Below are 14326 nucleotides of genomic sequence, written 5' to 3' on the forward strand. Positions count from 1 at the left end.
GGTCCTAGGCGGCCTTCGGGGCCGGCTCGCTCCGGAACCGGGCGGGACGGCCGTCGATGTGCAGCCGCTTCCAGAGGACGCGCGAGACCGGGTTCATCAGGCCGGCCTCGCCGGCGAGCACCCGCACGTCGGCGAACAGGTCGCGCAGCAGCTTCTGCGACTCCGGGGCGTCCCAGTAGAGGTCGTCGATCACCTGCTTCGGGATGTCGTAGCGCTTGATGAACTCCCGCGAGGGGGTCGCGATGACGTCGCAGAGGAGCCGCATGACCACCGGGTAGGCGACCGAGAGCAGCGCCTTGCGCGCGCGGCCCAGCGTCGGCGCCTTGCGTGCTATGAACTCGTGCGCGAAGGAGATGTGCCGTGCCTCCTCGGCGACGTGGATCTGCATGATCCGCACGATCAGCGGGTGCAGGTCGTCGCCGGACCGCAGGATGCTCTTCTGCAGGTGGTCGATCGGCTCCTCGCCGGCGAGCACCCCGGTGAAGAAGATCTCGGGCAGCAGCCGGCCGAAGACGGGCAGCACCGACTGGACCACGCGGAACCAGCGGGCGCCGCCGGGGATGTCCGAGCCGGTGCGGTTCACGAACTCCTGGAACATCTGGATGTGGTGGGTCTCCTCGGTGACCTCGTGCATGAGGTACCGGAACTCCGGGGTCCCGTTGGGCACGTCCATGAGGTACTCGAGCACGCCCTTGATGAGCACGTTCTCGAACTGCCAGCCGACCTTGGCGATGTTCGCCATCCGGGCCATGCCGATCTCGATCTGACGCTCCTCGGGCAACCCCTGGTACCAGGCGTGGCTGCCGAGCGGGTCCACCGTCGGGAGGATCCAGCGGCGGTCGTTCGGCACGATCGCGTAGGCCGGGTCGTCCCACGGGATGTCCTTGAAGGCGTTGAACGAGAGCCGGACCGAGCCCTCGCTCAGGGTCTGCAGCTTCTCGTCGTAGGTCTGCACAGCAGTCATCGTGATGCTCCCGTCAGGGCGTCGGACCGGTCGGTGGTGAACTGCAGGGCGGGTTCGGCGACGCGGCCGCGGCGGAGCAGCGGCGCGTCGCGCAGGTAGTCGTTGCGGATCAGCCATGGTGCGCGCCGGCCTTGGCGGGGCATCACGGCGTCGCCGCGCTGGATGTAGCCCGAGCGCATCGAGTCGCCCATCACGGACACCTCGGTGCGGTCGTCGTCGTCAGCGACGGCGACGACCTTCGTGTGGCCGTGCTCGTCCATGTGCTGGATGAGGCGGCAGAAGTACTCGCTCGCGAGGTCGGCCTTGAGCGTCCAGGACGCGTTGGTGTAGCCGATGACGTACATCGCGTTGGGCACGCCCTCCAGCAGCACGCCCTTGTAGAGCAGCCGGTCGTGGGTGTCGATGCGCTCGCCGTCGACCTCGAGCTCGGCGCCGCCCATCAGCTGGATCTTGAGCCCGGTCGCGACGACCACGATGTCGGCCGGGATCTCCTCACCCGAGCGCGTGCGGATGCCGGTCTCGGTGAAGGTGTCGATGTGGTCGGTGACGATCGAGGCCTCGCCCCTGCGCAGCGCCCGGAACAGGTCGCCGTTCGGGACGACGCAGAGCCGCTCGTCCCAGGGGTCGTAGGACGGCGAGAAGTGCTTCATGTCGACGTCGGGGCCGACCTGGGCGCGGACCGCCCGGAGCAGCACCTTGCGGGCGAGGGCGGGCTGGGTGCGGCAGAGCTTGTAGACCGCCTGCTGGAGCAGGATGTTGCGGATCCGGCCGCTGCGGTAGATCAGGCCGGCGGGCACGCCCACCTTCGCCAGCGGAGAGGCGACCGGATCCGTCGCCGGCACCGTCATCACATAGCTCGGCGAGCGCTGGAGCATCGTGACGTGCTCGGCGGCCGGCGCCATCGTCGGCACCAGGGTGATCGCGGTGGCGCCGCTGCCGATGACGACGACGCGCTTGCCGGTGTGGTCGAGGTCCGCGGGCCAGAACTGGGGATGGACGACCTGACCGGCGAAGTCCTCCTCGCCCGGGAACACCGGGCGGTGGCCCTGGTCGTAGTCGTAGTAGCCGGTCGCGCCGACGAGGAAGCGGCTGGTGTAGGTCTCCGGCCGCCCGTCCACGAGCACGTCGACCGTCCACCGGCCGTCCGCGGTCGACCAGCTGGCCTTCGTCACCTGGTGCCCGAACCGGATGTGCTCGCTGACGCCGTACTCCTCGGCGGTCTCGGCGACGTACCGCTTGATGCTCGAGCCGTCGGCCAGCACCTTGGTGCCGTTCCACGGGCGGAACCCGAAGCCGAAGGTCAGCATGTCGGAGTCGGAGCGGATGCCGGGATAACGGAACAGGTCCCAGGTGCCGCCGACCGCGGCGCGCCGCTCCAGGACGGCGTACGTCTTGCCGGACCCGGAGCGCACCAGGTGGCAGGCGGCGCCGATGCCGGAGATGCCCGCCCCGATGATGAGGACGTCGAAGTCGGTCTCGGTCATGGTGCTCCTCCTCAGGCGACGGCCGAGGCGACCGAGCGCAGGCCGTGGCTGGATCCACGCAGGAGGACGTCGACCACCCCGTCGACGTCGTCGGACATGGGCACGTGGCCGCTGCCCTCGAGCCGCACGTGCTCGGCTCCGGGCAGCTGCCGGCGGGCGCGCTCGGCCTGGTAGGGCAGCAGGACGCGGTCCTTGGTGCCCCAGGCGATGGTCACCGGGACCTCGGCGGGGATGTCGGTCACGAACGGGTAGGCCGCGGACATGATCGTCTTCAGGGCGGGCCGCGCGGCGACCATGTGCTCGAGGTCGCCCAGGAGGTGGTCGCGGTCGACCCGCTCGCCGTGCGTCATCAGCGAGCCGAGCATCACCTTGCGGCCGAGGCCGGAGCGCGCGAGCGTCGGAGCAACCGGGCGCGTCACCCGCGCCGTGGTCATCAGGGCCGCGAAGTGCGCCCGGATGTAGGCGAAGTCGAGGTCGCCCTGCCAGAACCCCGCCGGCGAGAGCCCGGTCGCGCTGCTCACCAGGCCGTCGGCCGCCGCCTCGAGCGAGATCCGGCCGCCGAGCGAGTTGCCGGCGATGTGCGGGCGGTGCAGGTCGAGCTCGTCGAACAGCTCGACAAGGACCTCCTGGAGGACCTCCTTGACCGGACGGCCGTTCGTGACCAGCGCGGGCGACTCGCCGTGGCCGGGCAGGTCGAACAGGATCACCTCGCGGTGCTCGGCTAGCCGCTCGGCGACGGGGTACCAGGCCTGGCGTCGGTGGCTGATCCCGTGCACGAGGACCAGCGGCTCCCCCGCACCCATCCGCTCGTGAGCCAACATCCGAACCTCCGTCACCTGAGCACTGCTGCCCATAGTTAGCACGACACTGTGTACTAGGCAGTCTGGACAAAGATGGCGCTCGTGTAAACCCCCTCGCCGGATCGTGGCGCGGAGGTGTGACGGAGCGCACGGCTCCGGGTGCGGGGCGCTGAGCGCTAGTGGCCGCGGTTGACGATGGCCAGGTAGCGGCGACGCTCCTCGTCGGTGGGGACGAGGAACATCGAGGTGGCGTCGAAGTGCCGTCGCTGCAGCGTGTAGGTGCCCTGCTCCGGGCCGCGCGAGCTCGCCCGGAAGGTCAGTTGGTAGTGGTGCTTGTCGCCATGGGGAGAGCCGACCAGGTCGTCGATCGCGACAAGCACCATCGTGGTGGACACCCCGGGACCCTGGACGGAGAAGCGAGCGTGCCGCAACGATGTGAACCGCGCACGCGAGTAGAGCTGGCCGCTCGTGGTGAAGGGTCGGGCAGGGGCGGCGGAAGGGAGCGCGTTGGGCGCGGCGTCGGCCGGGACGCCCTGGGCGAGCACACCGCCCGCTACCAGCCCGGTGGCGCCGGCAGCGATCACGCTGCGGCGGGAAACGTCGCTCATCTGCTCCTCCTCGTTAGCATCGGGTCGTGGCAGCGACCCCCTGGCTCACCTACGCGGACTTCACCGGCCTGGTCGGCGAGGTGTTCACCCTCGCGTTGCCTGACGGTCGCAAGGTGCCGCTGACCGTCGAGGAGGTCAGCGCCCTGGGTCGCGATGGCGGGGCGGGTCCGGACGGCACCCCGCGCGAGCAGTTCTCCGTCGTCTTCCTCGGTCCGTCCGACCCGCTGCTCGGGCAGGGCACCCAGGAGCTGAGCCACGGCGCGCTCGGCGACCTCGCGCTGTTCCTGGTGCCGATCGGGGCCGACGCGGACGGGGTGCGCTACGAGGCCGTGTTCGCCTGACGTCAGGTGCTGAGGGGTCACGCGGCGCTCCACTCCATCAGCCGGTAGAGCCCCCGCTCGGCGGCGGGCCGGAAGCCCAGTCGCTCGTAGAGCCGTGCGGCGCGGTTGTGCACCTCGACGTGGATGCTGGCGGTCCGGCGTGAGGCCGCCGCCTCGTCGAGCAGGGCCTGCAGCAGCCGCCCGCCGATGCCGGCGCCACGAAACCGCGGCAGCAGGGCGATGTCGATGATCCGGATGTCGTCGGGTCGGCGGTCGACGTACAGCCGGCCGGCGGGCGTGCCGTCGACCTCGACGACGTCGAAGCTGCCGTCCGGGTTGCCGCCGCGGTACTGGGCGTCCTGGAGGTCGAACTGCATCCGGACGAAGGCCTCGCGCTGGCCCGGCGGCCACTCGACCTGGTCGAGCTCCTCGGCGCGCGAGGCGGCGTAGACCTCCCGGAGGAACGGGAGGTCCTCCTCGGTCGAGGGTCGGAGGGTCTCCATCAGGGCCTCGCCGGGTAGATGCCCTCGAGGGCGATGTTGAAGTTGCAGGTCAGGTAGGGCTGCATGTTGTTGTGCGGCTGGCTGCCGCCGGCCGGGGCGAGCGCCGTCGCGGCGAGCTGGGTGTCGGCGGAGCTCTGGTAGAGGGTGCCGCTGGCGGACTGCGCGTAGACTGCGGCCGGCCCGGGCGTGGACGTGTCGGCGAGGTCGATGATGTCGGCAGACATGCTGTGGGAGTGGACCGGCATCTCCGAGGTCAGCAGGGTCACGTTCTCGACGCCGCCGGTCTCGCCGAGCGAGTGGTTGCTGAGGCCGTTGCCCTGGCCGGGGTGCATGGGTGCGGCACCCTGCAGGTCCGGCAGCGCGAAGTTCGACTGCCCGTTGCCGCCGTAGGTCGTCCCGAGCAGGGAGAAGAGTGCCGTGTTCTGCGAGAGCGGCAGGAGCTGGCCGTCGCACCAGGCCCAGCCGCGGGGGGCGAAGTTGAACGCGAAGATCCGGATCTCCGCCAGGAAGGGGTCGGCCACCGTGGCTCCTAGGTCGGGGACGGGAACAAGCCGTCGTAGGCGATGATGAAGTTCACGCAGAGGTAGGGCTGCAGGTTGGTGTGCGGCTGGCTGCCTCCGGCCGGCCCGATCGCTGCCGCGTTGAACGAGCCCGACGTCGCGTCCTGGATGAAGGGGACGACGTTCAACGACATCGCGGGAAGGTTCCCGCCCGGCGTCACGGCGTTGCCGGGCTGGCTGTCGTTGGCGGTCAGAGCGTGGGTGTGCACGGGGATCTGGTTGGTCGTCAGCGTGACCGACTCGACGCCCGCGGCCTCGCCGATGACGTACGTCGTGCCGTCCGACCCGGTGCCCTGGTGGACGGGCAGGCGGCCACGGAGGTCGGGCAGTGCGAAGGTCTCCTGGCCGTCGCCGCCGTAGGTGGTGCCGATCAGCTGGAACAGGACCTCGTACTCGGAGATGGGCAGCAGCTGACCGTTGCACATCAGCCAGCCGACCGGCGCGAAGTTGCCGCCGAACATCCGGATCTCGCCGGTATAGGGCTGTGCCATCTCAGCTCCTCAGCTCTGGCTCGGGAAGATGCCCACGAGCGCGATGCAGAAGCTCACGACCAGGTACGGCTGCCTGTTCTCGTGGGCCTGGCTGCCGCCGGCGTTGCCGATCGTCGAGGCGGCAAGCGTCGTCGTCCCCGCGCCGGACCGGTAGGCGTTGTTGGCGCCGCCGAGGTAGCGACCGGACGGCGACGCCGACCCGCCCGTGGCCTGGGAGGAGGCCTGGACGGCGTGGAGGTGCTGCGGCGTCTCACCCATGGTCAGGGTGTGGCTGGCCTGCCCGGCCCGTTCGCCGAGCGTGTGGCCGGCCCCGACGTGGACGGGGACCCGCCCGCGGTAGTCGGGCAGGGCGAAGGTCGTCTGGCCGTTGCCGCCGAAGTTCGTGCCCAGCAGCGAGAAGAGCGCCTGGTTCTGGTTGATCGGGAGGGTCTGGCCGTTGCACTGCGCCCAGCCCTTGGGGGCGAAGTTGAACGACATCATCCGGATCTCGCCGTAGAACGGGTCAGCCATGGGTCATCCTTCTCGGTCTGTCTCGGTCACGGCACCGTCGGCGTCGAGCACGCGGCGCCGCCGGTGAACCCGCCGCCGGTGGGCACCGTGTTGGACGCCTGCGACGTCGTGCCTCCGGAGTTGTTCTGGTTGCCCGAGAGGAAGTTCTGCACCGCGGTGTTGTCGTTGTTGGCACCCCCGTAGCCCGGCAGCCGGATGGTGGTCGCCTGCCGCTGCCGGAGCCGGATGTCGGAATCGAAGCCCGTCGCCGGCACACCGTCGGCCCCGCTCTGGTCGAGGGTGTTGGACGTGATCGCGGCACAGGCCGCGAAGGTGTCGCCGGGGGTGGTGCCGATGTTGTAGTGCACGCCGTTCTTCACGATCGCGATCGTGCCCGCGTAGGTGCCCGGCTCAGCGATCGTGTTGTTGGTGACCCGGGTGTCGAAGGCGCCGCCCACCGGGCTGCCGCCACCGCCGGCCAGCACCTCGACCCCGAAGTTGTTGTAGCCGCGGATCGTGTTGCCGTCGACCGACCAGGCGTCGGTGCCGCCGCCCACGTCCTGGATCTTCAGGCCCGAGCCCTCGCGCGAGCCGGAATTGGCCACCCCGCTGACGCCGATCGTGTTGTTGTAGAACTTGCCCTGCTGCGTGGACGAGCCCGAGAGCTTCGCCACCAGGATGCCGGGGCCCACCGCGTCACGGAACGAGTTGCCGTTGATCTGCATGGTCGTGGCACCGGCGGTCCCGCCCTGGAACAGCGACAGGCCGCCGCCGCCCGTGGCGATGGCCGGATGCGCGTTGGAGAAGGTGCTGCCGGTGATCACCAGGTCGCCGAGGCCGGTTCCGTCGTGGTTGAAGTCGATCAGGTCGCCGGCCGCGCTGGTGAACGTGCTGTTGGTGATGGTGGCCTTGAGCGCTCCTGCGACCGGCGAGCTCTCGATGTCGAGTGCGTCGTTGTTGGGAGAGGTGCCGTTGGTGCCGAACGTGACGCTCGTCAGGGTCAGCCGGTCGAGGCTGCCGGTGGTGTTCTGGATCCTGAGGTTGTCGGCGATCCCGCCGCTGATGTAGGTGCTGGTCACCGACGCCGAGCCGGTGAGGTTGTCGAAGGCGAGGCCCGCGTCGTTGTACGGGGAGACGGTGTTGGTCCCGTTGCTCCCGTTCACCACGCTGGTGTCGAGCGTGAAGCCGCTGACGCCGGTCCCCCGCACGCCGTAGTTGCTGTGGTCGTGGATCCACATCCGGGTGAACGACGGCGCGAGGGTGCTGTTCAGCACGATGCCGGTGCCGACGGGCAGCGACGACGAGTCGTCGCCGCCGGTCGTGCCGGCGATCGTCCCGCCCGTGCAGCCGCTGGTGTCGGCGTTGGTGCAGGTGCCGCCGTTGCCGGTGACGACCAGGCTGCCCGAGTTGCCCGTGGTGTCGAGCACGATGCCGTTGCTGGCGCCGCTCGAGCTGACCTTCTGGAAGTTGAGGTCCGCGGCACCGATCGTCGAGTGCGCGAAGGACAGCGCGGGCCCGCCGACACTGGAGAGCGTGTTCGTCGTGCCGGTCACGCTGACCGTGCCCGAGTTGGAGACGACGAACCCGCCCGCGCTTCCGGACGTCGTCGTCAACGCCAGGCCGCCGAACGTGACCGTCCCGGTGACGGTCGCCAGGGAGACACCGCCGCTGCCCGAGCCGGTGACGGTGACGCTGTCGAACGTGCTCGTGCCGAGGGCGGTGCTCGAGACGTCGAGTCCCTTCGCCCCCTTGACCGCGATCGTGATCGTGCTGGTCGGGTCGAAGGTGACGGTGCCGGCGCTGGACAGGTGGACGCCCTCCGAGCCGGAGGTCTGGCCGGTGGCGGCCGTGTTGTCGACGACCAGGTCCGAGATCGCGAACGTGCCGGACGTCCCGACGAGGTCGAGTGCGGGCTGGGTGCCCGAAGTCCCGGTGTCGAGGATCTGCACGTCGGCGATCGTCCCGGCGACGGCGGAGGCCGCGCCGGCGATGCCGGAGCCCGCACCGTTCGGGTCGATGGCGAGGTCGCGCACGGTGTTGCCGGCCGCGAGGACGACGACGTCGCCGCCGGTCCTGGTGATGGTGGGACGGTTGCCCGCCGTCCCGGCGGCCAGCACGTCGGAGCCCACCTTGAGCTGCGCCCCGTCTCCGACCAGGTTCTGGCCGCTCTTCAGCGTGATGCCCGCGGTGTAGCCGGTCGTTGTGCCGTCGCCCTCGTAGAGGTAGATGGTGTCGTTGGCGGCCGAGGCAGCGTCGGCCTGCGCGAGCGTGTTGAACGGTGCGTCCGACGTGCCTGCGTTGCCGGCAGCGTTGTTGGAGACGTACCAGACGCAGCCGGCGATCGCGATCGTCACCCGGCCGACGTCGCTCGCGCCGTCGGCGTCGGCGACGGTGTAGTCGAAGAAGTCGGAGCTGTCGGTGCAGCTGGTGGCTGCCGCCGGCGTGAAGACGAAGTCGCCGTCCGCCTGGACCGTCACCGATCCGCCGTCGTTCGTCGAGAAGGTGCCGGCTGTGATCGTCAGCGGAGCCGGGCCGTCCACGTCGGTGTCGTTGGCGAGGATGTCACCGCTGACGGACTTGTGCGGTCCGCCGGCCGACGGTGCTCCGTCGGTCGGGTCGTCGACGACCAGGACCGTGTTGCCGACCGCGGAGCTGGTCCCGTTGATCGACTCGTCGGTGGCCACCGGGGCGTCGTTGACGCAGGTGACCGTGACGCCCACCGTGGCGCTCGACCCTCCGTTCAGCGTGTAGGTGAACGTGTCGGGCGTGCTGCCGGGAGGGTCGTTGCAGTAGTTCGGGTCGGGGTCGTAGGTCAGGCCGGTGCCGCCGCCCGTGATGACCACGGTGCCGTCGGTCGGCTGCGTGACGCTGGCGACGGACTTCGTGCCGCCGTCGATGTCGGTGTCGTTGGCCAGCACGTCGACCGCCGTGGCGCCGGAGTCCTCCAGCACGGTCGTGGCGTCGTCCACCGCGTGCGGCGGGTCGTCCACGCAGGTGACGGTCAGGGTGACCGTCGCGCTCGAGGTGCCCGGGGACAGGGTGTAGGTGAACGTGTCGAGCGTGGTGCCGGGAGGGCTGTTGCAGTAGTTCGCTGTGGGTTGGTAGGTCAGGCCGGTCCCGCCACCGGTGATCACCACGGTGCCGTGGGCCGGCTGGGTCACCGAGGCCACCGACATCGGGCCACCGTCGGAGTCGGTGTCGTTGGCCAGCACGTCCACCGCGGTCGCGCCGGCGTCCTCCGACACCGTCTTGGTGTCGTCGACCGCGTGCGGCGGGTCGTCGACACAGGTCACCGTGATCGTCACCGTCGCGGACGAGCCACCGTTCAGCGTGTAGGTGAAGGTGTCGAGCGAGGTGCCCGGCGGGTTGTTGCAGTAGTTCGCGTTCGGCGCGTAGGTCAGCCCGGTCCCGCCGCCGGTGATCACCACCGTGCCGTTGGCCGGCTGGGTCACCGAGGCCACCGACATCGGACCGCCGTCGACGTCGGTGTCGTTGGCCAGGACGTCCACCGCGGTGGCTGCGTCGCCCTCGGTGAAGATCTGGGCGTCGTCGACGGCGTGCGGTGGGTCGTCCACGCAGGTGACGGTCACGGTCACTGTCGCGGTCGAGCCGCCGTTGAGGGTGTAGGTGAACGTGTCGAGCGAGGTGCCCGGCGGACTGTTGCAGTAGTTCGCTGAGGGTTGGTAGGTCAGGCCGGTCCCGCCACCGGTGATCACCACGGTGCCGTGGGCCGGCTGGGTCACCGAGGCCACCGACATCGGGCCACCGTCGGAGTCGGTGTCGTTGGCCAGCACGTCCACCGCGCTCGCGCCGGCGTCCTCCGACACCGTCTTGGTGTCGTCGACCGCGTGCGGCGGGTCGTCGACACAGGTCACCGTGATCGCCACCGTCGCCGACGAGCCACCGTTGAGGGTGTAGGTGAAGGTGTCGAGCGAGGTGCCCGGCGGGTTGTTGCAGTAGTTCGCGTTCGGCGCGTAGGTCAGCCCGGTCCCGCCGCCGGTGATCACCACCGTGCCGTTGGCCGGCTGGGTCACCGAGGCCACCGACATCGGACCGCCGTCGATGTCGGTGTCGTTCGCAAGCACGTCCACCGCCGTCGCTGCGTCGTCCTCGGACACGGTCTTCGCGTCGTCGACGGCGTGCGGCGGGTCGTCCACGCAGGTGACCGCCACGCTGACCGTCGCGGTCGAGCCGCCGTTGACCGTGTAGGTGAAGGTGTCCAGGGCGGTGCCCGGCGGGGTGTTGCAGTAGTTCGCGTTCGGCGCATAGGTCAGCCCGGTCCCGCCGCCGGTGATCACCACCGTCCCGTGCGTCGGCTGGGTGACCGAGGCGATCGAGATCGGGTCACCCTCGACGTCGGTGTCGTTGGCGCGCACGTTGATCGCGGTGGCGGCGTCGTCCTCGGTGACGGTCTTCGCGTCGTCGGCCGCGTGCGGCGGGTCGTCGACGCAGAAGACCGTCATCGAGACGGTGGCGGTCGAGCCGCCGGGCGACAGCGTGTACGTGAAGGTGTCGAGCGGGCCGCCGGGAGCGTTGCAGTAGTTGTCGAAGGGCGCGTAGGTCACCTCGGTTCCGCCGCCGACGATCGTGGCCGTGCCGTGGCTGGGCTGGGTCACCGACGCGATGGCCTTCGGTCCACCGTCGCTGTCGGTGTCGTTGGCGAGCACGTCGACCGCCGTCGCAGGGTCGTCCTCGGTGAGAGAGGCGGCGTCGTCGACCGCGTGCGGCGCTTGGTCGACGCAGCTCACCGTCACCGTGACGGTCGCCGACGAGCCGCCCGGGGCGAGGGTGTAGCCGAACGTGTCGAGCGCAGTGCCGGGAGGGTTGTTGCAGTAGCCGGCTTCCGGCTCGTAGGTCAGGCCGGACCCGCCGCCCGTGATCACCACGGTGCCGTGGGCCGGCTGGGTGACCGAGGCGATCGAGATCGGGCCGCCGTCGGCGTCGGTGTCGTTCGCCAGCACGTCGATCGCCGTGGACGGGTCGTTCTGGTCGACGGTCTTGGCGTCGTCGACCGCGCGCGGCGGGTCGTCCACGCAGGTGATGTCGACCGTGACCGTGCCGGTGTCCTCGCCGCCGTGGCCGTCGGCGACGGTGTAGTCGAACCGCCCGGCACCGTTGCCGCAGAGGCCGGCATCGGGCGTGAACGTGATCGTGCCCCCAGCAAGCGCCACGGTGCCGCCCGTCGCCCCGGAGACCGCGATGACCGTGAGCGTGTCACCGTCGACGTCGGTGTCGTTGGCCGCGGGACTCCCCGGCCCGGCGACCGGGAGGTCCACGGGTGTGTCCTCGGTCGCCGTGACGCTGTCGTCCACCGCGACAGGTGCAGTGTTTCCGGGGGTGCCGTCGTCCTCGCAGCTGGCGGCGACGACGTCGACGCTGTCTGCTCTCGCCCGGTCGGTGCCGGTGCCGCAGCCGAGGCGGTCGACGTACGCCGGGTCGCCCTTGGCCTTCAGGAGGTCGTCGCCGGCGCCCCCGCGCAGCTCGTCGTCGCCCTTGCCGCCGACGAGCTCGTCATCGCCACGGCCGCCGCTGAGCGTGTCGTCGCCCCTGCCCCCGCGGACGATGTCGGCGCCACCACGCCCGCGGATCACGTCGTCGCCGCCGCGGCCGCAGATGACGTCCGCGCCGGGGGTGCCGACGAGGTGATCGGCGCCGCCCGTCCCGACGAGCGTGCAACCCGCCCGCTGGTCGTCCGTCGTGGCTGCTCCGGCCGGGGCGGCCACGGTCACGACCGACAGCGCCAGGAAGAGCGCCGCTCCGGTGAGCGCGGGAACGACGCGCCTCGGCCAAGATGAATCTGTAACCACGGCCGCGTCCCTCTCGCTCCCAATGGGTCGCTATGACACTGGCACGGCGTCGGCACCTCCGCAGGGTTTTGGGGAAACGCACTCCAGGACGCTCGCCCGGGTGCGTGGTTCGATGTGGCCGTGCAGTTCATGGTGGGGGTGTGCGAGGACGACCCGGCGCTGCGCCGGGTGCTCGACCAGACGCTGGGCGGCGCCGGCCACCGCGTCGTGCTCGCCCACACCGGCGGTGAGGCGCTGCGGCTGTTCGGGCCGGACAGCGGCATCGAGGTCGTGGTGATGGACATCGGGCTTCCCGACGCCGACGGCCGCGACGTGTGCCAGGCGCTGAAGGCGGCCGGCCAGGAGGCGCCGGTCCTGTTCCTGACGGCCCTCGACGCCACCCACGAGCGGCTGGCCGGTTTCGGGGCGGGCGGCGACGACTACGTGGCCAAGCCGTTCGAGATCAAGGAGCTGGTCGCGCGGGTCGAGGTGCTCGGACGGCGCGGCCGGCAGCTGGGCGCGGTCCGGGGCGGGCCGAGCTCCGGGCTGGAGCTCGACCCCGCCTCGCACAGCATCCGCACCGAGCACGCGGAGGTCGCGCTCTCCCCCACCGAGTTCCGGATGCTCGCGGCGATCGCGTCCCGGCCGGACGAGGTCGTACGCCGGCGCGCCGTCGTCGCAGCCGCCTGGCCGGACGGAGCGATCGTCAGCGACAACACCGTCGACTCCTTCGTCCGGCGGCTGCGGAAGAAGCTGGACGAGGTCCGCTCGCCGCTGTCGCTGGAGACGGTGCGCGGCGTGGGGTACCGGCTCCGGTGATCGCCCTCCGTTCGGGCGGCTCGTTCCGCACGCAGCTGGTGGTGCTGACGTCCGCCGTCACCGGCATCGGCGTCGTCGTCCTGATCCTCGTCCTCCAACTGGTGCTCGCGCGCTCGGCGGCGGGCACCATCGACACCGTGCTGTCCGACCACGCCGACGCGGTCATCGGCTCCGTGACGACCGGGCCGCAGGGCGACCTGCAGGTGCCCGAGGCGCAGCTCGAGGCAGGCGTCGCTGTCTACGACGAGCAGGGAGAGCTCGCGGCCGGAGCGGCACCGCGGTCGCTCCGCGAGGTCTACAGCGATCTCTCCACGACGAGCCACAGCCGCTCGGTCGAGGTGGGCGACGAGACGCGCGTCCTGGGGCGGCCGTTCACGCTCGCCGACGGGACCCGCGGCGCCGTCGTCGTGACGGAGTCGGCGAGGCCCTACGAGCGCGCCGAACGCCAAGCACTGTGGCTCAGCCTCGGCGCCGGTGCGCTGATGGTGCTGCTCGCAGCCGGGCTGTCGGCCTGGGTGAGCCGGCGGGCGCTCCGACCCGTCGTGGAGATGTCCAGGTCGGCGGATGACTGGAGCCGGCACGACCTCACCCACCGATTCGACCTCGGACCGGGCGGCAACGAGCTGACCGAGCTCGGCCGCACCCTCGACCGGCTGCTGGACCGGGTCGCCGAGGCGATCCGCGCCGAGCAGCGACTCACCTCCGAGCTCGCGCACGAGCTGCGGACCCCGCTCGCATCGGTGCAGGCGAACGCCCAGCTCGCCCTCGCCGGTGCCGACGCGGGACCGATCTCGCGGGAGTCGCTGGAGGAGGTGCTCGCCGCGGCCCGCCGGATGAGCGCGACGATCGACGGCCTGCTCGAGCTGGCTCGGGCGGAGTTCCCGATGGCGCTGGGCGGCTCGTGCCTCCTCGCGGACGCGCTCGCGGACGCGGTGACGTGGTCGCACGGGCCGGGAGCGGTCTCCTACGACGTGGACGAGTCGCTGCGGCTCGCGCTGGACGACGCCCTGGCCGTCCGGGCGATCGGCCCGGTCGTCGACAACGCGACCCGGCACGGAAGCCACGTCCGGATCACGGCGGCCGCCGTCGACGACTGGGTCGACATCATCGTCGACGACGACGGACCGGGCGTCGGGGCGGAGGACCGGGAGGCCTGCTTCCTCCCCGGGCGTACGACGACCGGAGGCGCGGGCCTCGGCCTGCCGCTCGCCCGGCGTGTGGCGCGCAGCGCGGGAGGCGACGTGGCCTTCGCCGACCGGGCCTCGGGCGCGCGGGTCGTCGTACGGCTGCCGAGACGGTGAGACGAGCAAGGTCCGGACCTCGTGCGTGGTCCGGACCTTGCCGACGTCCTGCGACATCGTGGCGGTGGCGGTGGTGTGCTGGTTCAGGACATCTGCAAGGCATGTCTCACGACATCTGCAAGACGGGCCCGTGATGCTCACCCGTGTCGAGAGCGCGGCTGGTCATCACAGCCATCACCACCCAAGGCCTCACCCAGGCGG

General features: G+C 71.0%; 12 protein-coding genes. 3 read left to right on the forward strand and 9 right to left on the reverse strand.

Going from position 1 to position 14326, the window contains the following annotated elements:
- Positions 1-4: 4 nt before the first annotated feature.
- The 4 genes from ABD709_RS17720 to ABD709_RS17735 all read right to left on the reverse strand — a co-directional run bounded on the left by ABD709_RS17720 (position 5) and on the right by ABD709_RS17735 (position 3856).
- Positions 5-964: an AurF N-oxygenase family protein gene (locus ABD709_RS17720; protein WP_344777874.1), complete on the reverse strand. Its 960-nt coding sequence runs from the start codon at positions 962-964 to the stop codon at positions 5-7.
- The gene (locus ABD709_RS17725; protein ID WP_344777876.1) at positions 961-2448 is read right to left on the reverse strand and encodes a flavin-containing monooxygenase; all 1488 of its coding nucleotides are present in this window, start codon (positions 2446-2448) and stop codon (positions 961-963) included. Before ABD709_RS17725 ends, ABD709_RS17720 begins: the two co-directional genes overlap by 4 nt.
- An 11-nt stretch (positions 2449-2459) precedes the next feature.
- Positions 2460-3269: an alpha/beta fold hydrolase gene (locus ABD709_RS17730; protein WP_344777878.1), complete on the reverse strand. Its 810-nt coding sequence runs from the start codon at positions 3267-3269 to the stop codon at positions 2460-2462.
- A gap of 155 nt (positions 3270-3424) precedes the next feature.
- Positions 3425-3856: a DUF6916 family protein gene (locus ABD709_RS17735; RefSeq protein ID WP_344777880.1), complete on the reverse strand. Its 432-nt coding sequence runs from the start codon at positions 3854-3856 to the stop codon at positions 3425-3427.
- 26 nt (positions 3857-3882) lie between these two features.
- Here ABD709_RS17735 and ABD709_RS17740 point away from each other — a divergent pair, with 26 nt between their 5' ends.
- Positions 3883-4197, forward strand: a complete 315-nt coding sequence (locus ABD709_RS17740) for a DUF6916 family protein (RefSeq protein WP_344777882.1) — start codon at positions 3883-3885, stop codon at positions 4195-4197.
- Positions 4198-4214: 17 nt separating this feature from the next.
- Here the strand turns inward: ABD709_RS17740 and ABD709_RS17745 are convergent, their stop codons facing one another.
- From ABD709_RS17745 to ABD709_RS17765, 5 genes are read right to left on the reverse strand one after another with little or no spacing between them, the layout of a single operon-like run.
- Entirely contained in the window at positions 4215-4679 is a 465-nt protein-coding gene (locus ABD709_RS17745; protein ID WP_344777884.1) for a GNAT family N-acetyltransferase, read from the reverse strand.
- The gene (locus tag ABD709_RS17750; protein ID WP_344777886.1) at positions 4679-5200 is read right to left on the reverse strand and encodes a phage tail protein; all 522 of its coding nucleotides are present in this window, start codon (positions 5198-5200) and stop codon (positions 4679-4681) included. The genes ABD709_RS17745 and ABD709_RS17750 overlap by 1 nt, the downstream gene beginning before the upstream one ends.
- 8 nt (positions 5201-5208) lie before the next feature.
- Positions 5209-5730 (reverse strand): phage tail protein, encoded by a 522-nt coding sequence (locus tag ABD709_RS17755; protein WP_344777891.1) that lies wholly within the window; start codon positions 5728-5730, stop codon positions 5209-5211.
- 9 nt (positions 5731-5739) lie between these two features.
- Positions 5740-6240, reverse strand: coding sequence for a phage tail protein (locus tag ABD709_RS17760; protein WP_344777893.1), 501 nt, complete (start codon positions 6238-6240; stop codon positions 5740-5742).
- A 26-nt stretch (positions 6241-6266) separates the two neighbouring features.
- Positions 6267-11948 (reverse strand): Ig-like domain-containing protein, encoded by a 5682-nt coding sequence (locus tag ABD709_RS17765; RefSeq protein ID WP_344777895.1) that lies wholly within the window; start codon positions 11946-11948, stop codon positions 6267-6269.
- Between the two features lie 207 nt (positions 11949-12155).
- On the opposite strand from ABD709_RS17765, the gene ABD709_RS17770 reads away from it, so the two are divergent.
- Entirely contained in the window at positions 12156-12824 is a 669-nt protein-coding gene (locus ABD709_RS17770) for a response regulator transcription factor (protein ID WP_344777903.1), read from the forward strand.
- Positions 12821-14125, forward strand: coding sequence for an ATP-binding protein (locus ABD709_RS17775; RefSeq protein WP_344777897.1), 1305 nt, complete (start codon positions 12821-12823; stop codon positions 14123-14125). The genes ABD709_RS17770 and ABD709_RS17775 overlap by 4 nt, the downstream gene beginning before the upstream one ends.
- The last annotated feature ends 201 nt before the right edge of the window (positions 14126-14326 follow it).

The organism is Nocardioides panacisoli, assembly GCF_039537325.1.
Lineage (GTDB): Bacteria > Actinomycetota > Actinomycetes > Propionibacteriales > Nocardioidaceae > Nocardioides > Nocardioides panacisoli.